20 protein-coding genes are annotated in these 23,122 nt (G+C 56.3%); 10 read left to right on the top strand and 10 right to left on the bottom strand.

Annotated features, from left to right (window positions below; translation table 11 throughout):
- The first annotated feature begins 117 nt into the window (after positions 1–117).
- Positions 118–1,344 (top strand): hypothetical protein, encoded by a 1,227-nt coding sequence (locus Pan97_RS07095; protein ID WP_144971418.1) that lies wholly within the window; start codon positions 118–120, stop codon positions 1,342–1,344.
- A gap of 88 nt (positions 1,345–1,432) precedes the next feature.
- Here Pan97_RS07095 and Pan97_RS07100 read toward each other — a convergent pair whose 3' ends face one another.
- Together Pan97_RS07100 and Pan97_RS07105 are read right to left on the bottom strand one after the other, a co-directional pair.
- The gene (locus Pan97_RS07100; protein ID WP_144971419.1) at positions 1,433–2,086 is read right to left on the bottom strand and encodes a hypothetical protein; all 654 of its coding nucleotides are present in this window, start codon (positions 2,084–2,086) and stop codon (positions 1,433–1,435) included.
- A gap of 101 nt (positions 2,087–2,187) precedes the next feature.
- Positions 2,188–2,523: a hypothetical protein gene (locus tag Pan97_RS07105; protein WP_144971420.1), complete on the bottom strand. Its 336-nt coding sequence runs from the start codon at positions 2,521–2,523 to the stop codon at positions 2,188–2,190.
- Positions 2,524–2,864: 341 nt separating this feature from the next.
- Here Pan97_RS07105 and Pan97_RS07110 point away from each other — a divergent pair, with 341 nt between their 5' ends.
- The 4 genes from Pan97_RS07110 to Pan97_RS07125 all read left to right on the top strand — a co-directional run bounded on the left by Pan97_RS07110 (position 2,865) and on the right by Pan97_RS07125 (position 4,864).
- The gene (locus tag Pan97_RS07110; RefSeq protein WP_144971421.1) at positions 2,865–3,263 is read left to right on the top strand and encodes a hypothetical protein; all 399 of its coding nucleotides are present in this window, start codon (positions 2,865–2,867) and stop codon (positions 3,261–3,263) included.
- Between the two features lie 333 nt (positions 3,264–3,596).
- Complete coding sequence (locus Pan97_RS07115; RefSeq protein ID WP_144971422.1) at positions 3,597–3,893, top strand: hypothetical protein; 297 nt, start codon at positions 3,597–3,599, stop codon at positions 3,891–3,893.
- Between the two features lie 93 nt (positions 3,894–3,986).
- A complete protein-coding gene (locus Pan97_RS07120) occupies positions 3,987–4,544 on the top strand; it encodes a ribonuclease domain-containing protein (protein ID WP_196782306.1) in 558 nt (185 codons plus the stop codon).
- The gene (locus Pan97_RS07125) at positions 4,541–4,864 is read left to right on the top strand and encodes a barstar family protein (RefSeq protein ID WP_144971423.1); all 324 of its coding nucleotides are present in this window, start codon (positions 4,541–4,543) and stop codon (positions 4,862–4,864) included. The genes Pan97_RS07120 and Pan97_RS07125 overlap by 4 nt, the downstream gene beginning before the upstream one ends.
- Before the next feature lie 135 nt (positions 4,865–4,999).
- On the opposite strand, the gene Pan97_RS07130 is transcribed toward Pan97_RS07125, so the two are convergent.
- Positions 5,000–6,532, bottom strand: a complete 1,533-nt coding sequence (locus tag Pan97_RS07130) for an RNA polymerase sigma factor RpoD/SigA (protein WP_196782307.1) — start codon at positions 6,530–6,532, stop codon at positions 5,000–5,002.
- A gap of 495 nt (positions 6,533–7,027) precedes the next feature.
- On the opposite strand from Pan97_RS07130, the gene Pan97_RS07135 reads away from it, so the two are divergent.
- Positions 7,028–7,813: an enoyl-CoA hydratase/isomerase family protein gene (locus tag Pan97_RS07135; RefSeq protein WP_196782308.1), complete on the top strand. Its 786-nt coding sequence runs from the start codon at positions 7,028–7,030 to the stop codon at positions 7,811–7,813.
- Positions 7,814–7,835: 22 nt separating this feature from the next.
- Here Pan97_RS07135 and Pan97_RS07140 read toward each other — a convergent pair whose 3' ends face one another.
- The 4 genes from Pan97_RS07140 to Pan97_RS07155 all read right to left on the bottom strand — a co-directional run bounded on the left by Pan97_RS07140 (position 7,836) and on the right by Pan97_RS07155 (position 12,518).
- Positions 7,836–9,836, bottom strand: a complete 2,001-nt coding sequence (locus tag Pan97_RS07140) for a WD40 repeat domain-containing protein (protein WP_144971426.1) — start codon at positions 9,834–9,836, stop codon at positions 7,836–7,838.
- Positions 9,837–10,008: 172 nt separating this feature from the next.
- Positions 10,009–11,619, bottom strand: a complete 1,611-nt coding sequence (locus Pan97_RS07145; protein WP_144971427.1) for an endonuclease/exonuclease/phosphatase family protein — start codon at positions 11,617–11,619, stop codon at positions 10,009–10,011.
- 305 nt (positions 11,620–11,924) lie between these two features.
- Complete coding sequence (locus Pan97_RS07150; protein WP_144971428.1) at positions 11,925–12,173, bottom strand: ribosomal protein L7/L12; 249 nt, start codon at positions 12,171–12,173, stop codon at positions 11,925–11,927.
- A gap of 132 nt (positions 12,174–12,305) precedes the next feature.
- Positions 12,306–12,518 carry a hypothetical protein gene (locus tag Pan97_RS07155; protein WP_144971429.1) on the bottom strand — a complete coding sequence of 71 codons (213 nt, stop codon included), beginning with the start codon at positions 12,516–12,518 and terminating at the stop codon, positions 12,306–12,308.
- Positions 12,519–13,598: 1,080 nt separating this feature from the next.
- Here Pan97_RS07155 and Pan97_RS07160 point away from each other — a divergent pair.
- Positions 13,599–13,877 carry a flagellar biosynthesis anti-sigma factor FlgM gene (locus tag Pan97_RS07160; protein WP_144971430.1) on the top strand — a complete coding sequence of 93 codons (279 nt, stop codon included), beginning with the start codon at positions 13,599–13,601 and terminating at the stop codon, positions 13,875–13,877.
- Between the two features lie 268 nt (positions 13,878–14,145).
- Entirely contained in the window at positions 14,146–14,652 is a 507-nt protein-coding gene (locus tag Pan97_RS07165; protein ID WP_144971431.1) for a Fur family transcriptional regulator, read from the top strand.
- A 204-nt stretch (positions 14,653–14,856) separates the two neighbouring features.
- On the opposite strand, the gene purB is transcribed toward Pan97_RS07165, so the two are convergent.
- A complete protein-coding gene (purB, locus tag Pan97_RS07170) occupies positions 14,857–16,284 on the bottom strand; it encodes an adenylosuccinate lyase (protein ID WP_144971432.1) in 1,428 nt (475 codons plus the stop codon).
- An 843-nt stretch (positions 16,285–17,127) separates the two neighbouring features.
- On the opposite strand from purB, the gene Pan97_RS07175 reads away from it, so the two are divergent.
- The gene (locus Pan97_RS07175) at positions 17,128–18,057 is read left to right on the top strand and encodes an IS110 family RNA-guided transposase (RefSeq protein ID WP_144971316.1); all 930 of its coding nucleotides are present in this window, start codon (positions 17,128–17,130) and stop codon (positions 18,055–18,057) included.
- 21 nt (positions 18,058–18,078) lie between these two features.
- Here the strand turns inward: Pan97_RS07175 and Pan97_RS07180 are convergent, their stop codons facing one another.
- Together Pan97_RS07180 and Pan97_RS07185 are read right to left on the bottom strand one after the other, a co-directional pair.
- Positions 18,079–18,975 (bottom strand): hypothetical protein, encoded by an 897-nt coding sequence (locus Pan97_RS07180; RefSeq protein WP_144971433.1) that lies wholly within the window; start codon positions 18,973–18,975, stop codon positions 18,079–18,081.
- Positions 18,976–19,487: 512 nt separating this feature from the next.
- Positions 19,488–20,891 carry an HD domain-containing protein gene (locus Pan97_RS07185; protein ID WP_165698647.1) on the bottom strand — a complete coding sequence of 468 codons (1,404 nt, stop codon included), beginning with the start codon at positions 20,889–20,891 and terminating at the stop codon, positions 19,488–19,490.
- 375 nt (positions 20,892–21,266) lie between these two features.
- Between Pan97_RS07185 and Pan97_RS07190 the strand changes: the two genes are divergently transcribed.
- Positions 21,267–23,099, top strand: coding sequence for a hypothetical protein (locus Pan97_RS07190; RefSeq protein ID WP_144971434.1), 1,833 nt, complete (start codon positions 21,267–21,269; stop codon positions 23,097–23,099).
- The last annotated feature ends 23 nt before the right edge of the window (positions 23,100–23,122 follow it).

The following is a 23,122-nucleotide window of genomic DNA, read 5'->3' on the forward strand; positions in this document are numbered from 1 at the left end:
GGGTTCTTTTGAACCTCATGCCGTGGCATTAGGCCGCCGATTCTCGTTAAGGGTTGGGTTTCCCCATGTTTGAGGGGGCATTCATCACGGGGATTCTGCTTGGCCAGGAGGGCTATCATGTATCGCACTATTATCGTAATGACGTTTCTTCTGGCATGTATAGGATGCGCTCATACGCAATTGGGGTATCAGACCGTACATCAGGCCCACACCGTGGCGGATGTGCATACCCAGCAAGTGTTGGACAACCTGGCTAAGTTCGTGCACAACCCAAACGCGCTGCCTCACTTTTCTTATCCCACGCAGGGAAGCTCCGAGGTGAACGGCAGCATGGGTGGTACGGTCGGTTTTAATTTTCTGCCGAGCAGTCTGCAGAACTGGAACATCGGAGCCAACGGCAATCGGGGGATGCGCGAGAACTACACGATGACGCCGATCAACGATCCGCGCAAGTTGGAACTGATGCGATGCGCCTATCAACGGGCGATCGCCGCTTGCTGTGGGGGAGGGGATTCGAACCATTGTCCGAACTGCGATAAGCGATTCAATCAGTTCTACCTGGGAACGGCCAGTCCGACGCCCACGCAAGAGACCTTCCTTGGCTGGAATGTCTTTACGTACGGAGACGGCAAAAAGAAAGTGTTCGCGGTCATCCCTCCTCCGTCGGTGGACGAACCCAACCGGGATGACATCGTCTACTACGATAAGGAATCGGGCCAGGTAGTCAAAGATCCAACGAATCTGGTCCCATCGATCATCAAAAACAACTTGGCAACTCACACCGAGAAGACCGGCAAGATTACTTCCGAGTGTCTTTACTCGCCTTGCTGGTTCTACGTCGGATGCAAAAAGGACATCCCCAAGTGTTGTGCCCACGTGGGGGAATATTGCGGGACGTACGTTTGGGTGCCTGAGTCCGGTGTCGACCAACTGACGAAACTGACGATCACCATTCTGGACTATGCGTTCTACGACGCCGCCAAGCTAAGTCGACCCCCGACCAAGGTCGTTGAATACTACCTGGATGGGCGAGGAAACCCGACCAAGAAAGACGATGCAATCTATAAAGTCATGGCGCAAGTCGGAGTCAACGATGACGTCCGGGCGCTCAATCAAACGCAGAACGATATTCTGGCACTGCGAGCCGAACGCGTCGAGGATATAAAGGCCCAGCGAGTGCGGATGGGGACCAACGATTCCACGATCCAGGAACTCAACGAGATGTCTCTGCCCGAGCTTGGACCGCGCCAAGACCTTTACCAGCCGCCGACACGAACCCCGTTCCCGTCGCTGTTAGAGTTCGACCAGCAGCTACGAAACGTCGCACCAATCCCGGCCCGCTAGTACGGTGAAGGCTGCTCTGGATTGAATAAAGCACGTCTCGACCTACCATTGCGAGACGTGCTTTTTGTTCTGGCTGGAGCACCGATTGTCATTTCTTAGTCAATGAGATGTCTAAGTAATCATCTTTATCTTTTTCTTTGATCAACGTATTGCCGAGTGATTCATCGGAAATGGTTAAGATCGCAGTCGTGGCAGTGAACCAGCCAGGGAATTCCTTCTGGATTGGAATAAGCTGCTGCAGGGGCTGGGATTGTTCTGCCCCAGGGACTCGAGCAATGGACCCCCAGAGGTTATTGCCCCTGTTTTTGGGGCCCCCATCGAATGGAAACGTCACTCCATTAAGTGCTAAAGGAAGAGTAATATCTTCGATTGCCTTGGATATTGAACTTCGCAGTCCTGCAAGCCGATCGTCCTCAACCGCAAACTGGATCGTGGAACCATCCGTGAAATGTTTGAGTTCTGTGGGGCGGAAACGGAATTCTGGAAGATTCGCCAGTTTCTTCTCGATACCTCTGTTTCGCAGTTCATCAAGGACGAAACGGGTGGAATCCTGCATCGTTCCATGCGGGAAAAACACTCCGTCGATCTTCGCAAACGCATAAAGCGTTGCGTGCATACTCGCTTTGGGAATACGAATGCGGTCGTTAGGAATTTGAGCGGTAGAACAATACTTCAAGAATGATTTCAGCGATTTGCCCTGCTGTTCTTCCCAGCGTAACGTTAAGGAAATATACCAAGCCATAATTCTTCGGATGTGATCAATGGTTATTAGTTGGATGCTAGTGTAGGTAGCTCATACCATACGAGCGAATCTAACGACAAGCAACCAGCGAATCATTCATTTCAAACAACCCTCACGAAGCTCCCCTTCAAATAATGCTCGTCCGAAAAGTAAATCTCCCGGATCTGCCGCGTCGATTCGACGATCTCGGCGACCAGGCGGCGTTTGCCTCGGTCGACTCGGCCTCGGCCGACGTCTCCTTCGATGTAGACGCAGCCTTGGTCGAGTTTGGGTAGCGGTTGGCCGGTCGAGTTCTTCACGTCTTTGCGGTTGTTGAAGGTTTCTCCGCGACCGCTGCGGATCATGTTCTTCAGGACCACGATACCGGCCTGCACGTCGGCCGGTAGTTGGCTGCGATTGGCCACCGGAACTTGAGACTTCGCAAGCATTCCGCTCATCGTTCAATCTCCCTCACTTGAAAGATTCGTCGCGTACGCATTCGGCTGCGGATGGGTAGCGGCAGATAAGAAGTGGTAGACGCCGGTTCTGTTCAAAGAGCTTCTGGCCATGGCAGGCCAGGCTATTTGCGACCGAGATCCGGAATATACCTTTGGGAGAAGCAACCGTCTAGCAATTGCAATTCTTACATGGACATTAGCCTGCCGTTAGGGAAGAGTTGCTGGCCCTGGATTGAGTTGCCTGGGGTGATCCGGTCTAATGGCGATAGAGGTTCTTTGGTAGTGAATTTGTCGGACACGGCTTTACCCCAGCCCGTGGTAGGCACAGAAGGCCAGCCAAAATGTCATTTGCTTTGGAGTTTCACGACAACGGCGTCTTTCTCGTCTTCGCCGACGTCGTGACCGATGAACAGCTACTTGAGTCGGATGAAGGCCTGTACAGGCACACCTATCCGGAAGGGTTGCAGTTTCAGCTGGTCGACTTGTCCGATGTCCGCGACTTCCAGGCCTCGCACAAGACGATGCGCTACCTGGGTGAGAAAGATCGCGAGTTCTCTCAAGCGAATGGGCGTCAACTGATTGTCGTCGTCGCACCAACGCACGGGCGAGCCAACAGCATCGTGTGGGAAGTGTGGGCTCAAGATACCAGCGCCGAAGATCCAGTCCTGCTCACCAAGATTGTCGACACTCACGACGAGGCATTCGCCTGGCTGAAAGAGAACGGGATCGAGATAACCTGACATCGCCACGATCGGTTCGAGCGCTTTGTGGAGAGCACTCATGCCGGGAAAGTTTTCTCCAGTCGAAGCCATCCGAGCTTAGCCAAAAAATCCCAAGTAATCTAAGTGACCGCCAGGGATTCCAGGGACGCATCTTTTGGTCTTGTCACCGCGTCACTTTAACGCGCGATTCGGTACCCTATATTTTTCGCTCTCCGATTCGATGGTTGCCAGAATTCCACCTCAGAAGATTGAAAATGTTTTTCGAGTGCCTTTCCCGAAATATGGTACGCTGATTGCAGTTTGATTGGTCAGCCAGAAACGCACCCATCGCCCTTCTTGAATGCTTTCTCCATGAGTGAATCTCCCAGTAAGAAACGTGGCTGCCTGGCCATCTTTGGCCTGTTGATCTCGACCGCCTACCTGGCGAACCTTTCCGGTGGATTCATTGAAATCCCGGACAACATCCCCGGCATCGGTAACATCGACGAAGTCTTCTTCTCAGGCATCTTTTTCGCCTCGCTCGCGCAACTGGGAATCACGTTGCCATTCATGGATGGGAAGGGGAAGTCGATCCGAGAGAGCCGCAAGCAGCGCGAGTCGGAGGACGTGCTGGAAGGCAAAGTCGAACCCTCCGCTGGCGACGATTAACGCCTGATGGACTTGAGCCGAGCGGCCTCGGATGGTTTGATGTGAACGGAAACCCTAACCATGAAGCTTGCCCAACCCATGAAGGAATCCGGGATGTCCCGTATGAAACTTCGGCTGATCGTATTCGGGATCATTTTGTTGATTTTTGGCGTCAACGCGCTGAGGGACCGGTTCGGCGGCGACAAGAACCCGAGAGAGGACGCGCCTGTTGCCGATCCGCAGGGGGAAGTCGTCGACATCACGCCGAGCGCCGCGCCCTCGGCGAGATCATCGGAAACAACTTCGGACATCGCGACGTGGAATCGCGGCATTCTCAAAGGGGCCGAAGAGGTCGCGATCGTCGAGCATCTCATCGAGCATGGTACGCTTCCCGAGACGTTTGTGACCAAGAACGAGGCCCGCGATCTGGGTTGGGTGGCTTCCGAAGGGAACCTGCATGACGTAGCCCCCGGCAAGAGCATCGGTGGCGATCGGTTCATGAACCGCGAGAAGGAACTGCCAGACGCCCCAGGCCGGCAGTACTTCGAGGCCGACTTGAATTACAAGGGAGGCTCGCGCGGTGCCGAGCGGCTAGTCTACTCCAGCGATGGATTGATCTTCGTTACCCGCGACCATTACCGCACCTTCCAAGAGGTTCAAACGAAGCCATGAGTGCGCCGGAACCGTTTCGAGTGGTCGTGCCAGCGAGTCTCGAGTCGATCGAAGAGATCTATGCGTTTCTCGCCGAGCGTCTTTCGTTTCCCGGTTACTTCGGCTTCAATCTCGATGCCCTGTACGACTGCGCGACCAGCGATATCTGCCAGCCTATTTTGCTGGTCTGGCCACGCAGTTGGGAGTGCGGCAACCCATACCTGTACTTAAGCGCGATGAAACTGCTGGGCGTTCTGATGGACGCCGCGGAGGAAAACCCCAACCTGAAGATCGAATTCGCGCCTGTTCCCTCTCCCTCGAAGGGAGAGGGAACAGGGTGAGGGAAGAGGGTTTCCAATCACGGATTACGCGAATGAACACGGATGGCGTTGCCAAGAAAAGGCGAAAGGACGGAGGCTAAGTGTCGCCAAGCCGTCCGTCCTTTCACACACCCAAATTGGAGAGCGGTTACCTGCCTATGCGGTTTCGGCCGCATCGGCAGCGAGTAGGTCTTCGGCTCCTTCCAGGAAGCTGGCCAGCCCACGCGAACGGTATGGCTGTTGCAGCTTGCGGACGGCCTTCGATTCGATTTGACGAACGCGTTCGCGAGTGACGCTGAAGATCTTGCCGACTTCTTCCAGCGTGTAGGCGTAACCATCGGTCAGGCCGTAACGCAGGCGAATGATCTCACGTTCACGGTGGTTGAGGTGCTGCATCACTTCGCCCAGGCGTTCCTTGAGAGCTTGCTGGTGCGTTTCGTACAGCGGGTCGTCGTCGCGGTGATCTTCCAGAAACTCGCCGAAGAAGCTGTCGTCGTGGTCGCCAACCGGTTGATCGAGCGACAGGGGATTGCGGTTCATCTTGCAGATGACCTTGGCGTCGTCGATCGAGATGTCCATGCGCGAAGCGACTTCTTCCGGCGATGGCTCGCGGCCCAGTTCCTGAACCAGTTCGCGAGTGACCGCACGAACTTTACCCATGGTGTCGATCATGTGAACCGGAACGCGAATGGTGCGGCTTTGATCGGCGATGGCACGGGTGATGGCCTGGCGAATCCACCACGTGGCGTAAGTGCTGAACTTGTAGCCGCGTTCGTGCTCGAACTTGTCGACCGCTCGCATCAGGCCCGTGTTGCCCTCTTGGATCAGGTCCAGAAAGCTCAGCCCGCGGTTGCGATACTTCTTGGCAATCGAAACCACCAGACGCAGGTTGCCGGCCGAAAGGCGACGCTTGGCGGCATCGTATTCTTCCTGGAACTCGGCAATCCTCTTCACACGGCGACGCAGCGTGGCTGGGCTTTCCAGGGTGACTCGCATCAGGCCGTGCAGTTCTCGCTGCATGTCTTCCAACGACTGGCCATTGAGGTGGCCGCCGTACTCGCGAGCCAGTTCGATGTTTTCCAGTAAGGTGTCCATTCGCTGCGAGATCTCACGAAGCTTCGACAGCTGCGGCGTGACCTTATTGGTTCGCAGGTTCAACTCTTCGACCAGCTGAACGGCCTTGGCGCGGCGACGGGTCAAACGCTTCCAGGCAGCCTGGCGATCGGCCGGCTTGGCCTTCTTCGAGATGGCGACGCGGTAGTCGGCACTGTTGGCTTCGAGCATGCCTTGCAGGGTGATCAGGTTCGGCACGATCCGCTTCATGATCAGCTTCTTTTCCTTGGCGTTGGTCACCGAGACTTCCACGGTGCGATCCAAGCGGAGCTGGCCATCACGAACTTTGGAGAGAAGGTCGAACGCATGACGCAAGATCAGGTCGTTGGCGATGACCGCATGACGGAAGCGTCCTCGCCACTTGTCGATTTGAGTGGCGGCGTCGATTTCTTCAGGACGGGTCAGCATCGGAATCTCGCCCATCTGCATCAGGTACATGCGAACGGGGTCGTCGACCTGGCTGACTTCTTCCGACGAATCGTCGTCGTCCGAGCTGTCGTTCACGATCGAGAGGTTGTTGATCGAGACCGAATCGAAATCATCGTCTTCTTGGAAAGCTTCGTGCGAGCGAGTCATGGGTGCGTTCTCCATCGGTGGTTTTTTTTGCGACCGTGACAAGCACGATCGGGCGACGCCACCGTTATTCGCAGCACCTATGCCGAAAGCAGAATCCCGCGCCAAGGCATTGCCCTAAGTTTATAATTGGTAGTTGTTTATGTCGTTCTTGGTTTGCGCAGGTGAGGATGCCGATGTTGTCGATATGCAACAAATGGGTCTCAAAATCTGTGGTGAAAACCCATCAACTCACCTGGGTTCGCTGCCTCCAACCAAGAATCTGGCTGGTGCTTTAGACGGGCAAAACCCGTAGTTCGTTCCCTTCGAAGGCCTGAATGCTCGATTCGAGCACCGCGTTTCCGGGGTTTGTGGCATTTTCGCAACATCATTCTTGTCCCCTCGCCCCCGCGGGGAGAGGGGACCGGAAACGTCCGTGTCCCCGATTGGGTGCGGAGTTGCTACGATGGAGGACTCGTCCACTTCTCGACTCCTTTCCTGTGCGGTCTCGTGATTAAGATGTCTCAGCCCCCGATACTGGTCAAAGTTCATCAAAACCTCGGCACGATCTCGATTCACCGAGAAGAGAAACGCAACGCGCTTACTCGCGCGATGGTCTTCGATTTGATCCAGGCGTTTCGCGATTTGCATGGCGAGCGGAAGGTACGAGCAGTCGTGCTGACCGGGGGCGGTTCGGCGTTTTGCTCGGGCTTGTGCCTGGAAGAGATGAACGCGATCGTGAAAGAAGACGACAACTTCGATCGCTGGCATCAAGACACCAGCAGCCTGGCCGAGCTGCTGCAACTGATGCTGCAGTTCCCCAAGCCGATCATTTCGGCGGTGAATGGACCGGCCATGGGTTTCGGGGCCGGCCTGGTCCTGGCCTCCGATATCGTCATCGCCGGCCCCGAAGCGACGCTCGGCTTTCCGGAACCCAAACGGGGCATCGTCAGCGGTCTCTGCACGCCGCTACTCCACTTTCGCACCGGTGGACGCCACGCGGCACGGCTGCTGCTGACAGGCGAAACCATCACCGCCGAGAGAGCCGTGCAAATCGGAGCTTACGACGAGATCATTCCGACGAAGAATCTCTGGGCGTATGCCGCCGAACTGACCAAGCAGATCGCCCAGTCGGCACCGCAGGCCATTCAACTGACCAAGAAGCATCTGAACGAAACGGTGGGGGAACAGTTGGAGATGCTGATCTCGCTCGGCGCCGCGGCCAGCGCCACCAGCCGCACCACCGAAGCCGCCAAGGAAGGGCTCGCGGCGTTCGTCGAGAAGCGTGAGCCGGAGTGGAAGTAAAGCAAACGGCTTCCGCGTGAAACTATTTCTCCTTCGCACGCTGATAAAGCTGTTTGATCATTTCCTGCTTTCCTGGCACCTTCTCATTGCGAGCGATTTCCATCAAATCAACCAACCGCCCCGCGGCAGCCAGGCCGGCTTCTTCGTCGTCCCACTTCGCGGCAAGATAAAGCGCCAGGTTGATCGTTCGCTGGTTCTCGGTCGTCTTCGTCATGGCGAGCAACCCCTTCATGATCCGCTCGCGGGAGAAACGTGTTTCGATATCGATGTTGTCCCAGCCGACGAACCGCGACACGTGTTGAGCAATCTGGGCATAAAGAATGTCCCCCGCGACGCCTCCCAGCTTGTCGGCCGTGAAGCGGGCCAGGTACTCCGTTTCACCGGGTTTGCCGCCCCAGCGCGGCAGGCGAGCGATCGCTTCTTCGGTGAACGTCCGATGGTACGTCGGATACTTGGCGAACGCTTCGCGGAGATAAGCGTTAATCTCTTCGCGTTCCCACTGCAAGTTCTTGCCGGCAATGATCGCGCTGGTGTAGGCTTCGGCCGGAACGTCTTCCTGATCGAAGATCGGCTCGAGGACCTCCCACGACTTCTCCATGTTGGCGTAAAACGTTTTCCAGCCATCTTCGGTCACGGTGTTGGCAAAGCCTTGCCCGCGGGCCTGGTAGCCATCGGCCAAGTAAAGCCGGAATAGCGCGATCCGCATGAACTGACAGTTGTCTGGGTGATTGCGGATCCAGCTTTGAATGTTGGCGTACGTTTTCACCTCCTCTGGAGGGCCACTTAACGCTAGACGCTGGACGATTCGCATGAGATACGTATACGGCGTTTCATGCGAGCTATCTTCGAACAGATCGGTCTTTCCGTTCCATTTCTTGGCGAGTGCTTCAAACGCATCGAATCGCTGATTGCGATAAGCGAACGAAAGAGACGAAAAGAGGGCATTCATCGAGCCGTCGCTTTGAACATACGCCATCCATCGCGTAACGTGCCCCTTGGGCGTGATCGTGACAAGGGCATTACCGTTGGGACAAACTTGCGTATGCTCTGGATCAAGGTCTGCCGGAAGTTTCATTGTCTTCGTGACTCGGCCGAAGAAGACCTCTCGAAGTTCCACCTTGTCCTCAAACAACGTCCACATCAGTGGTTGGAGGTGAACCAGTTTGGCATCGTAGATCGGTGTCTCAAATTCGAGTTTAGAAAATTTCGCCTCGAACTTTTGTTCTCCCATGTTGCGAAGATTAACCCAGGCCAGTTGCTTATCGCTCAGCAGCAAGATGCGGTCTCCGGAAGCGTCTATCTGGGTGGGTGGCTCGAACTCTAAGTTGTTTTCGGTCTGTTCTTCTCCGTTGAAGTAGATATCGCTGACTTGCTTATCCTGGTCGATATAGACCTTCCACCAGGTATTTTTCGGTCCGCCTGCGGCAACCAGGGTTTCGACCGGTGTGTCTTCGCTGGGCCCTGGCCGAAAGCCCTTGGACTGGCCCTTCATGTCTACTTCCCAGGACTTGCCGAACTTATCGACGGCGATCAGGCTGCCTTGGTCGGCAGAGAACTGAACCATGGTCAGTGGCGTTTTGTAAGCATCAAATTGGACCCGTGGCTTGGTGCGGTCGGTCATGTAGATCTGAATCAAGCCCGAAGGAAAACCGACCACGGCCTCTTTGCCATTGCCACTAATATCGATCGCCGCTTCCGGAGAAGCCTGTTCCGGCATAACCCGCTTCAGTTGGACACCGCTTGTCAAATCCCAGAAAACGAGTCCTCCTTCTTCATCAAGTACTAACAGGGTGCTTGCGTCGTCAGAGACAACCATCTTCACCGCCGCTGGCCCGGTCAGATCAAACTCGTTGGCTTTGTTGATTTGAAGCGGTGGCTGGCGTTGTCCCAACCGCTCCCACTCATCGGCCAGTTGCTGGGCGGTAAGCTGCTTGACCGCTTGTCCGTACGAAGTCGCCGCATGGCTTAGTACCAGCAGGCTCAGCAGAAATACAAAATGCAGGTGTGAACAGGTTAACCGCATATCGTCGGATGTCCATGAAGAAGAGAGCGTGTTTGGAAAAAAGGAAGCCAGTCAAGCTTCAGTCTACGCACTCGGCGCGGCGATGGAGAATGTTTTCTTCGAGATTTAAGACTACTGGCTGTTAAAGGAAAAACGAGACATTTTTGCCGAAGTATCTGCCGCACAAACCGTACTAGCGATGGCGTAGTTCCAACACGCTAAACACCGGGCAGTGGTCCGACGTTTCGGGCGCTTCCAGCACGCGGCAGACGGGTGCCGACCATCGCTTCGCAGGCGATCCGAAGATGAAGTCGATTTCCATTTCCGGTTTGTCCGAGGGCCAGGTCAGGCGGCGATCTTCAGGCTTCTTCGCTTCGATGGTGTTCTCGCTCAATAGCTTCAGCGTTCGTGAGCCGCGTACGTCGTTGAAGTCGCCCAGAAGAATGTACGGCACGTCCAACTGCTTGAGGTACTTCGACAGGGCTTCGGCTTGAGCGAAGCGGTACGTGTCGTCATCAACCCAGTCGAAGTGAACGTTCACCGCCACGATCGACTGACCTGAAGGGAGTGCGATGCGTGCCGCGAGTGCCACGCGGGGTTCGTTTCCCTTGGGCAGTTGGACTTCGGTTACCGACTCGATCGGATGGCGCGAAAGAAGCCCCATGCCGTATTGGCCTCCTTGCAGATCCATGAACTTGCCGAACGCCGCATGCATGCCGAGTTGTTTGCCGAGTGCTTCGGCCTGAGGGATGTTGCCACTTCGCTTGACGCCGTTGTCGACCTCTTGCAGGCCGACGACGTCAGGCGAGAGGTTCCGCAGCAAGGCGGCCGTTTTTTCGAGATCCACCTTCCAGTCGTTGCCGGCCCCGTGACGAATGTTGTAGCTGACCGTTCGCAGCCGCTGGGTCGACTTGTCGTCCTTCAAAAGCAAGAACCGGGCGACGACTGCCGCATGATCCGAGGGGAACTTTTGGGCGTGCGTGTTGATCCGCTGCACGTCCGTCGCTTGCAGTCCGCCGCCGCGATAGTAGATGAAGTCGATGCGATCTTGTTCCTGCTCGGGGAAGCGGGGCGTCCAGGTACTGTCCAGTGTTCGATCGACTTCAGGACGCAGCTCGCGCCACGCATCGCGGAAGCCAGCCTCCGGCAGAACGTGACTCGTTGGCCAGTCGACGACCGCTTGATAGTCGTTTTGAGACGCAGCGATGTAGTCGCGATGCGACATGCTGTTGAAGTCGCCGGCGATGACGATCGGAATGCCATCGTACTGCGGGTCGGAGAGCCGCTGTTCGATCAATTTCCACATCGCCTGAAGATCTTCATGCGAAGGCTGACAGGCAGCAAGCATGCTTTGCTGGTCCGTTACGTCTCGCGTGCCAGGTGCCCAGATCTCAGCCCCGTAGGGAAGCCAGATCGAATAGCAAGCGACGCGCTGCTTCGAGGGCAACTCGACAATCGCTCCGACGCACTTGAACGGCTGGAAGACCGAAATGTCTTCGACGATCGGGTAACGGCTCAGCAGCGAGACGTTCGTACCGCGCGGATGAAAGTGATAACCGAGCGCGTCGGCAATCTTTTCGCCCGAGCCGTACGTTTCCTGCATCGCGATCACATCGGCCTGGCTTTGCTGGATGACCTCGATCACGCGCTGCACCCCGACTTCGGCTCCGTCCTCTTTACCGCCGTGCCAGATGTTCCATGTCATCACGCGCAGGGATGGGGCATCGTCTGCCGAAGCTTGTGCTGGGGCAACCAGCAAGCAAAGTACGAGGGGGAGCCAGGAGAGTGAATATTTCCAACGCATTGCAAGTTCCACGATTTCATCCACGGTTTTCAAAGGGTACTAGCCAATAAAACCTGGATGCAATCGGCGAACAAGGCACTTTTGCGAACATCAAGTTGACAATTTGCGCACGCTGTTTCGATAACGAAAGAAAACGCCGCAAGATTTTGCCTTCACATGAGAACGGCAGGCTGAGACAATGCGACGGTCGATAAGAAAAGTCGATCGGCACCTAAAACCGTTGAGTCGATGATTCGAACGTTACGACCACAAGAGTTGCCCTGCCGAAACCAAGTGGTGCCAGAGATTGCCGGTTGAAATTTGAATCAGGTCAGCATCCAGGCACTGAAGCTACCCAGGCCGGCGGCAAACAGGATTAGCGCTCCGGCACATCCGCTGGCTTTGGGCAGAACCTCACCATCGGCGATCATCTTGGCTTGGATCGCATCGACTTGTTCTTTCGCTTCTTTTAGGCCGATGCCCGATTCTTCTCGCAGCGTTTTGATCGCTTCGATCTTCTGCCCTTGGCGAAGTTGTTGCTTGATGATGTCGAGCGAAGGTGGTTCTTGCGACATGGTTGCCTTTACATTCAAGAAACAAAAAGAGTGTCCCAAATTTTTGGGACACTCTTAGTTTAGGTCATTTTTGAAGCTTTGTGGACGCCAGAAAGGAGGAAGGATGAATGGATAGCGGCGCTAACAACTAGTTTACGAATGAGGAGCTACCTTGGCCCAATCGCTAAGGCGTTGGGACTTGGAGGTCTCAAAGTCGTGAAACTCGAGGCGCAGTTTGATGAGTTGCTGGTCCATCCACTCGGATAGCTCCATGTAAGGCGCCAGGCCCACCATGATGGAGGCTTCTTCCCGGTCTCGGGCGTCTTCCAGCTTGATTTGCATGGTGTCGAAAAGCGAGTCGTTCATTAGCGAACTCCCTGGGGAAAGTTCGCTACGTTCCCTGTAGCTGACTGCAGCAAGTCCTGCGCTGCACTGGACGCGTAATCTACTCAAATCTTAGACGTGAAATCGGCTCCGCGTGTTCACGTGATTCTAAGATTTAGTAAAAAAGGCTCACCCTTGCAATAGGAATAATGTGGGATCCCATGGCATTAGGTGATTGTCTATGGGGTTCATAGTCACAATCAAAGTTTCTGGAAGGGTATGGGATACCCAATTCGGGTTATGCGTTCCCGCTTCCAGACTTCGCTCGAAAAGTGAACCGAGGCCTCTCTAGAGCCTTATTCGCTCGTCTCGCGCGGATCTGAGGCGAATTGCCTGACCTTCATTGGAAAGAACCGTGTTCCCCTCTGTAAGGTTAACGTGTGAAACGAGGGAACGGTTTCCCGATAGGTGGAAATAATTCCAGGAAATTCCCAGTCGTAGACCGGAATTTCTCAAGATTCAGTCCACGACGGTCGCAATTGCGATTGAGCCATTTCGACAATTGCCGTACTCTCGGGCTCGTTTGCCTGAGGGCATCGAAAAAATGTCGCCAGACAGACAAACGCCGTAATTTTTGGCAAACCATTTGCGTGGACCAGTCGTAACGATTGTGCGATACGCAAGGCAGGTATTCGCCGCCGATGGCAGTGCCAGGGGCCGGAAAAAGCCGATTAATCGGTTTAATTTGCCGGTCCGTAAGAGGTAGCCTGGTCGGCGACGTTGCCAGGGACTGCATAACGAGACCGAGTCAAGGATGGCTGAATCTCCAGTGCTAGCAAGTCGATAAGAAGGGTACTTCCTGACAAACTCTTCGCCGTTAGTCACTTGCTTCACACGGATGGCTATCACTGACACGGAATACGGCACCATGGAAGACGCCAATGAACTATATTTGCGAGGTAGGGAAACTGCCTCCCTCGGGTTGTCCGAAGAAGCCGGGCACACCAACTAGGGAAAACCCAGACCTCCTATTCCGGTCATGATTTTAGGGACGTCTCGCTTGAGTGGCCCAATCAACCCACAACTCGAGCACAAAGACGTCAAAGGGAGTTAGGATTTACCATGCATGTTAATGGCCCAACCGCAGTTCACCCGGCACAGTCCATCCGAGGTCCGCATCACGCACCGCAGGCCCCGGCCGTCGACAGCCGCACCCAATTCGATACCGTGGATGAACTTGATATTTCGCACGAAGCCGATTTCGCCAGCCAGGTGAAGGACATTCCGGACATTCGCGCCGATCGAGTCGCCCAGATCAAAGCTCAAATCGCTGATGGCACCTACATGACCGACGACAAGCTCGATCTGGCCCTGGAACGTCTCTTGGATGAAATTGGCTAAACTAGCCAGCATCAAACAACTTAGAAAACCGATCACCGCGGGCGGCATCCTTCATTGGGGGCGGCCCGTTTTTTTATGGCTCGTCTCCGCGGAATTTGCTGACCGAAATCGGCCTGCCTGGGCTTGTAGCAGGGCGACTTTGGCCTAGAATTCCGTATTGAGACTGAATAACCCCGTAAGTAGCGTATCTTCTTAACCTGTAATTAGATAGATAAAGCAACTCAGTCTCAATAAAGCCGAAGCCTTTGTTGTCCTTATTGAGATTCCCATGTCTGATCCGTTTGCTTTGGAAGCCGTCGACGTAGCTCTTAGCCCGATGGAGCGGTTCGAGGAGTACCTTAAAAGTAAGGGAAAGCGCATCACGCAGCCTCGTCGCATCCTCATCGAGCACGTTTTTAGCCACCACGAGCATTTCGACGCCGATCAATTGATCGACGAACTCTCGCACCACAGTAAAGGCTCTGACCGAGTCAGTCGCCCGACCGTTTACCGCACCCTGAACGAACTGGTCGAAGCCGGTCTGCTGCGAAAGATGGAAATCGGCGGCCGAGCCGTTTACGAACACGACTATGGCTATCCCGATCACGATCACCTTTACTGCACCCAGTGTCAGCAGCTGATCGAATTTCAAAGTGCCGAACTGAAAGAGCTCCGCGACGAAGTGGCTCGCCAGCACCAGTTCCGTGCCACCGGCCACCGCTTCATCATCAACGGCGTCTGCGACGAGTGCCAGAAAAAGTCCCGCCGCAAAAAACGCCGCGTCGATTTGATCTAGGCTCTCTCTCTCTCTCTCTCATGTCCCCTCTCCCTTGAAGGGAGAGGGCTAGGGTGAGGGATTTTTGACCGAGCTTTACCTTAGCATCGCCAGGCAAAAACTCCCAACACGCATCGCTCAAACGCTGCTTACCTGCGGAGATGCCTCTTGCCCTGACCCGCTCCCCGCAGGGGCGAAGGGACCCGGTTTCGTGGGCCTGAAGCGTTAAACCTTCAGCTCTTCATTCTCCAGCGTCACGTGGGCGTAGCGATCGCGGATCGGTTGAATGACGTCGGCCAGGAAGTCGTCGACTTGCTCGGGGGCGCGGCCGACGTACTTCAGTGGTTGCAGAATTTCTTCCGCGTCGAACTTGGGGAATGCCGGGTCCGCTTGGATGCGGGCCAGCATGTCGTTGTCGAGGCCTTCGTTTTTGATGCGTGCCCCTGCTTCGCGGGAGTAAACGCGAATCTTTTCGTGCAGGTCCTGGCGATCGCCGCCCGCTTTCACGGCGGCCATCATGATGTTTTCGGTCGCCATGAAAGGCAGCTCCGAGGCCAGGTTGCGCTCGATCAGCGCCGGGTACACCACCAGCCCGTCGCACACGTTGGCCAGGATGATCAGGATCGCATCGATTCCCAAAAACGACAGCGGCAGGCTCAAACGGCGATTGGCACTGTCGTCCAGCGTGCGCTCCATCCACTGCGTGGCCAGCGTGTTGGCTCCGTTGGCCTGGTTGCTGATCACGTACCGGGCGAGCCCGCAAATGCGTTCACTGCGCATCGGGTTCCGCTTGTACGGCATCGCCGACGAGCCGATCTGATCCTTCTCGATCGGTTCTTCCAGTTCACGGCGATGGGCCAGAATGCGGATATCGGTCGCAATCTTGTGGGCCGACTGGGCAATGCCGCTCAAACAGTCGAGCACCTGGGTATCGACCTTCCGCGAATAGGTCTGCCCGGTGACGGCGTATAGCTGATCGAAGCCCATCTTCTCGGCGACGCGCCTCTCGAGCTTCTTCACCTTGTCGTGATCGCCGTGGAACAGTTCCAGGAAGCTGGCCTGGGTGCCGGTGGTTCCCTTGGTGCTGCGGAAGCGAAGCAGGGCCAACCGGTGTTCGACCTCTTCCAGGTCCAGCACCAGGTCGTAACACCACAGCGTTGCCCGCTTGCCAATCGTGGTGGGCTGGGCCGATTGCAAGTGCGTGAAGCCGAGGCAGGGGAGGTCGCGGTACTGTTTGGCGAAGTCGGCCAGCAGGTAAATGCAACGCACCAGGCGATCGCGAACCAGCTGAAGTGATTCCCGCAGCAGGATCAAATCGGTGTTGTCGGTCACGAAACAGCTGGTCGCGCCCAGGTGAATGATCGGCTTGGCCACCGGGGCCGCTTCGGCGAACGTTTCGACATGGGCCATCACGTCGTGCCGGCGACGCTTTTCGTGCTGGGCAGCTAAGTCGAAATCGATGTTGTCCAGGTTGGCCCGCATCGCGGCGAGCTGCTCGTCGGTGATCGTCAGCCCGAGTTCCTGTTCTGACTCGGCCAGGGCCAGCCACAGCCGCCGCCAGGTGGAATGCTTCTTCTGCGGACTCCACAAAAAGCTCATGTCCCGCGAGGCATACCGAGAGATCAACGGGTTTTCGTATTGTTCGTGCGACACGTGGAGGTCCCTTGTGTGGATGCGAATGGGCGTCTGAACCGGTTGATTTTAACGAAGTTCGGCCCGTTTCGGCAGGGTATGCCAGCCAGAGAAGCACCAGCGAGCACGCACCCATTCCTGTCCCCTCGCCCCCGTCTACGGGGGAGAGGGGGCGTGTCGCTTGCTTGTAGCGCATGCGTGATGGATGTTCCCAAGCCGATGCAATGCTCCTGTTATCCTCTGCGCCACTTTCTAGAACGCAGGGTTTCTCTTCGCTCGAATCCATTTCCTTCGCGGCCGCCAGCTCCTTTTGCAGGCGGTCGATCTCTGCCTGCTTCGCGCGAAGCTCGGCTTGAAGCTGCGTGTAGATTTGCTTCATGCGGTCGGCGATCGATGGGGTGGAATGTTTGCTGGCGTCGTTGACGTTGTTGGCCATGGTGAATTCACTTTCGGTTTGAGTTAGAAGATTAGTCGTTAAGTGCGCACGCGCGCTCTTGTCCCCTCGCCCCTGAGGGGAGAGGGCTAGGGTGAGGGGTTATCCCCGCCGGCATGCAGGCGCATGCGCGATCGAAGTTCACGATCACTTCGGAACTTTCGACCAGCGATGTAAGGCAATAACCGCACAACAAACCCTTGTATGTTGAAATCTGTTTAGATTTACATTGGAATCAAGCTATCCCACGTAGTGAGCGTAGCGAACGGAGTGGGATAGCTTTGCGGATCGCGAGATCGATAACCCTCGGGTCGTCAGAGGCCGTGGGTGAGCTAGATACCGGTCCGCTTTTTTGAGATTTAGCCCGAACAGTCGCTGGGGCCGCTGCCTGGCAAGCCCGCATTAGCAAGGAAGGGAGAAGCTCGAATTTGATGTTTATTGGAATTGATGTCTCGAAAGACAAACTTGATGTTGCGATCGGTGACGCCGTACGGCAATGGCCCAACACGCCGGAAGGCCATCAACAAATTGTTCAAGAGCTGAAGTCGCTCTCGATTGACGGAGTCGTTCTGGAAGGCACTGGTGGATACGAGAAAGCCATCGTTGGTGAACTGGGCGCCGCATTACTTCCGGTGGCAGTCGTCAATCCACGGCAAGTACGAAACTACGCTCGCGCGACCGGCAAGTTGGCCAAGACCGACGAGATTGACGCGTGCATCCTGGCCGAGTTTGGCCAAGCCGTTCGCCTCACGTTTCGGCCGATTCCCAGTAAAGAACAGCTGCGTTTGCAGCAGCAAATCGCTCGTCGACGACAATTGATTGGCATGCTGACGGCGGAGAAGAACCGCCTCCAACAGTCGGATGACAAGCTTGTCCAGCGCAGCATTAAGGCCGTGATTCGAACGCTCCAAAGTCAGCTCGATCAACTAGATGGCGACCTCCAGCAAACCATTCAGCAGACGCCTGTTTGGCGAACCAAAGACGATCTGCTCAAAAGTGTTCCTGGCATCGGTCCCCATACTTCACTGTCTCTCTTGGCGGAACTTCCCGAACTTGGCAGCTGCTCGCGGCATCAAATCGCGGCGTTGGCAGGCGTGGCCCCGATCAATCGCGACAGCGGCAAGTTCCGCGGAGTGCGCACCACGTGGGGAGGGCGTACGACCGTTCGCTCCGCGCTCTACATGGCGACGCTCTCAGCGATCCGCCACAATCCCAAGATTAAACCGTATTACCGTCGACTGCGAGACGCCGGAAAGCGTGCGAAAGTTGCCATCGTGGCGTGCATGAGAAAGCTACTGTGCATCCTCAACGCCATGCTTCGAGAACAAAAAACATGGCAGACCACGCCCCAAACGGCTTGAAATTAAACACAGTCGCTCACCCTAGCCCTCTCCCTGCGAGGGAGAGGGGACAGGATTTTTTGGTGGGCCGCGTTCGTTGGTTGAGTTGATTCCGGGTACCATGCCCGCGTCCGCGTGGGCATGCTCTTTGTTCGCATGACGTGCCTGGTCGAGCCAGTACATTAAATCGAACTCGACGACCTCAACATGCGGACGTACCGTCGGCACGTCGTCGCCTGGCAAGTGCTTTTCGTAAGGCTGTGTTTCAATCGCGCCACCCAGTTCGCATCGCAGACGTTCAATCTTTGCCTGCTTCACGCGAATCTTTTCCTGCAGCTCCAAGTCTTGCAGCTTCAGCCGATAGTAGGTCCACGCCAGGTAGCGTTTTTCCTGGTAGCTGTACGGCTCTGCGAGCACAACTTCGCGCCAATTTTTTTCACGAGCGCGGGATGGTTTTGAATCTCGCACGCGAGGCGACCTTGTTCTCTTCGATGTCGGCAGCGGAGGCGGATCTTCGTCGGGGAACGCATACGCCGCGACCTCCGGATCGATCGGCACCGTCAAATAATCGGCGCAGAATTTGGGATCATCGGATTGAAGAAACGCCGCATGCCGTTCGTCTTGCTTCGCCTTCTCGGCCTGGGTGAATGCTTCCCAGGCCGCTTCCTTCGCGGCATCTTGTCGACGCGCGATTTCATCCCAGGGGGAAGGTCTGCTCGCTGGCATCCGTTGGCCATCGGGCGAGATCGCCAGCCACGGATCGTCTGCGATTGGTTCGTTCGAGGTTGTTTCGATCGGTTCGTCATCCGACAGGATCATGAGAACTTCTCCGCAGCAAGGGCAGAGAAGCCGGTTCCCATTGCGCACGGCAACCTGCGAAGCGTGCGCTGATGCGTCCGCTCCGTGCGTTTCCGGTTGGGGTGCGTGGTGATGGGACATGATGTTTGTCGTGGGTTGAAGGTGTTACGACCGTGAAAAACAAATGGTGGACCGTTGGTATGGCCAGCAGTCCAAAGGAATTCCGAGCCTCGAAGGGGCTGAGAGGGGATGGCTTGGCCCAAAAGATTTGGGCCAGGAAACGTGGTCTTCGGACGGGACGGAAGTCACATCGGACCAAGCAGAAAATAATGCTGTGGGGAAAGCGTCCCCAGCGATGACTTACTTATACCAGCCTGCGATGCCGGGAAGATAGTGCGCGCGGAAAAAAGTTTTTGACTGCGGATGACACGGATTTCACGGATGAGAAAACCTGAGAATGAGTGCCATGGCTGGCTCGTCTTGCCGTGGATAGCTGGTACCCGGTTCGCACTGCCGAAGGCGGCAGTGGCACTCGAATTTTTATTTCTCCTATCCGTGTGATCCGTGGTTGGTTTTCTTTTGGAACGATCGAGAACTGGTACCAGCTTCGCCCTTCACCCTAGCCCTCTCTGTGCGAGGGGACCGGAGGTGGGTTACATGTTCGTCAGGTCGTCTACCGCGTGGTTGCCTACCAGGCGGTCGAGGGCCGCGGAAAGCTTGGGGGCCAGGGTGGCCTCTTGGGCGTAGATGCGGCAGATGACGCGGCTGACGGGGAGGGAGCGGAAGATCTTATCGGTGGTGAGTTCTTTGATCTTCTTTTGAGCGGCGTCGTACATGAAGTTCTGGTGGTCGCTCGGGCCGCGGGTGTTGGGGCGGAAGACGGTTCGGTTCAACGCGATCTTCAGCGGGATCTCTTTCAACTCGGCCGGCAGCACCTCGCGCAGCGCGGCCAGGGCAAAGCTTTCGTTGCGGAAGATGGTCATCTCCTGGCTTTCCCCTTCGTCGAAGCGGAGCGAGCGTTCGCAGATGAAACGCCAGGGGATGTTGCGGCTGAGGAGGTCTTTCCACTGGCGGCCGACTTCGGCCTGGTGCGGGTCGTCCGATTGATGCCAGCGGGCCGCATCGACCAGCAGGCTGAACTCGGTGAAGCCTTGGTAGGCGGCGAGGTTCTCGATCGGGTTGCCGGGGAACATCCAGGGGCGGCTTTCGGCGAACAGGTCTTCCAGCGTCTTGTCGATCGCCATCACTTCGCGGTGGAAGTAAACGGTTTGAAAGAGTTCTGCCCGTACGTTCATGAACCGGATCAGCGCGGCCATGCCCCGTTCGTGGATGGTGAGTCCCTTTTCGGTGAAAAAGCTGTAACGGATCAGCCGCTCGAGGTCGTACGACTGCTGGCTGTAGCCGGTCATGTAGGCATCGCGGAGGACGAAGTCCATGTTGTCGATCGTGTAGATGCCGCTGAGCAGGCTGCGCAGAAAGCTGAGCCACTGCGGGCGGTCGGCTTCGTCCCCCAGCTTGGGGCGCTGGATCATCCAGGCAATGTGCTCGGGGTTGATCTGTTCGTGCTCTTCCATCTCGGAGTAGGGGTTTCGCCGCAGCTGCGAAAGCAGATCCCCCAGTTCGTGCTGAATGATATGGGCGCCGAGCGATTCGTGCGTCAGGCCGAAGTGCTGGAGAAAGTGGCTGTCGAAAAAATGTCCGAAGGGACCATGCCCCACGTCGTGCAATAGGCCCGCCATTCGCAGGAGAGATTCGACGTGGCCGCGGGAAGGAGTGTCGGGGCAGACCTGCTTCAGGCTGGGGTACAGCTGACCCGTCAGCCGGCTGGCCAGATGCATCACCCCCATGATGTGCTGAAAGCGGGTATGCTCGGCCGTGGGATAGACCCACCAGGCCGTTTGCAACTGGTGAATCTGCCGCATCCGCTGCAGCCAGGGGTGATCGATGATGGTGCGTTCGGTGACTTCTCCGGGGGAAGTTCCTTCCGAGACGAAGGGAACATATCCGTGGATGGGATCGTAGCAGAGGGACTCGGCGGCAAATTTATCGAGATTCACCCTTACTCCTTTGGGTTTAATTGGGCAGGCTGGGCTAGCAGAGCTTGCACCAGATTCGCTAGTTTCGCAGAATCAGGGAGATTGGTTAATTGGTTTAATCGCTACATCTTATATGTGACGGTGATCGTTTTCGCACCAGATGCGTGGAACCGAGGCAGTTCCAAGACGGAATTTTAAACGCATTTGCCGATAGAAATAGCACCTCAGATTTTCCCGAATGTACGACAGGCAGCCCTTTGGGGAAATCCGTTTCACTCAGGCGGAGGAGTTTTGATTGTGATGCAGGCATATCGCTGGGCGCGGTTCGCCCTACTTTGCGTAGGTATTTTTTCATACGCTCAGCAACAAGCACACGCCGCCCCAAAGGCAGCCACCGTGCTTCCCCAAACCATCAAGAGCTACGTTTCGATCCCTGACTACGATCAGGCCTCCGCCCATTTCGACGAAACGCAGATCGGCAAAATGATGGCCGACCCGGTCATGAAGCCGTTTACGGACGACCTGAAAGAGCAGATCAAGCAAAAGCTGATCGCCGGCGGCGTGAAGCTGGGCATCAACCTGGATGACCTGAAAGACGTTTACGCCGGGGAAATCTGCTTTGCCAACGATCAGCCCAACGGCGAGAAGTCGGACGGCGTCGTGCTGACGGTCGACGTGACCGGGAAGAAAGCCCAGGTCGATGCCTTGCTGGCGAAGATCTCGAAGAACCAAAAGGCCAACGGCGCGAAAGAGTCGAAGGTAACCATCGCCGGCGTGGCCGCCACCAAGTTCGATCTTCCGCCTAACGCCGAAAAGCCAGGCCCGAACGAAGCTTACTACGCAATTCAACAAGACCTGCTGATCGCGACCGACTCGCAGTTGACCCTGAAGTACATCCTGGAAGCGATCGCCGCCGCCAAGCAGGATAACCTGGCCTCGCTGGAAGCATTCGAAGCGGTGCTCGCTCGGGCAGCCAAGGGTCGCGGACCGGATACGTACGACTTCGAGTGGTTCGTCGAGCCGTTTGGCTATGCCGAAGTAATCCGCTCGCAGCAAGGGGGCCGTAAGAAACGCGGTACCGACATGCTGCACCTGCTGCGGAATCAAGGTTTCGACGCCGTGAAGGGGCTGGGGGGTTACGTCAACTTCATGGTCGCCAATGACAGCGATCAGTTGGAGATGGTGCACAGCTCGTTTGTGTACGCTCCGCAAGATCCGCAGGCCGAAACGGGCGAGCGCTTCCGTCTGGGGGCCCGCGTGTTGAACTTCCCCAACGATCCAAACTTCCAGCCGCACAACTGGGTGCCGGCCGACATTGCGACCTTCCTCGACTTCCGCTGGAACGTGCAGGACGCGTTCAAGTTCAGTGAAACGATCGTCAACGAATACGCCGACGACGAGATCTTCGACGAACTGATCGAAAGCCTGGAGAAAGACCCGGCCGGCCCGAAGGTCGACGTGGTCAACCAGATCGTCAAGCATCTGGACGACAAGGTTTGCATGCTGGTCGACGTGAAGACGCCGATCACGCCCCAGTCGGAACAGCGCCTGGTGGCCGTGCACCTGTTGAATGCCGATCCGGTCAAAGCGGCCATCACGCAAATCATGCAGCAAGACCCCAACGCCGAAAAGCACGTGGTGGGTGACCAGGAGATCTGGGAGATCCACGAAGAGGAAGAAGAAATCCCGACGCTGGTGATCAGTGGTCCTGGCTTCCCCGATTCGTTCGCCGCGAACAATCAGTTCACCCAAGGGGATGCCAACAAGCCCAAGATTCCCAACGCGGCCGTTTCGGTGGTGGACGACTGGGTGTACTTCGCCAACAACAAAGAGCTGATCAAGAAGGTCATCCTGACCAAGCAGGCCGGTGCCGCCGCCAACTTGTTGGACCAGGCCGCCGACTATCAGCGGATGAACAAGGCCCTGGCCGTGCTGGGTAGCGGAGTCGATAGCTTCCGCCACTTTGCCCGCAGCGATCAAGCGGCCCGCGTCACGTACGAACTGATGCAGCAAGGCAAGATGCCGGAATCGGAATCGGCCCTGGGCAAGCTCATCAACGAAGTGTGGAGCATGGGCCAGGACGACGACACGGCCAAACGCGAGCAGCAGATCGACGCCAGTAAGCTGCCCCCGTTCGCCCAAGTCGAAGGCTACCTCGGCCCGACCGGATCGTACGCCCGCACCGAAGAAGACGGCTGGTACGTGAGTGGGGCGATGCTGAAGAAGTAGTTCTCAGCGTTGAAACACGTTTG

Source organism: Bremerella volcania (assembly GCF_007748115.1).
GTDB lineage: Bacteria > Planctomycetota > Planctomycetia > Pirellulales > Pirellulaceae > Bremerella > Bremerella volcania.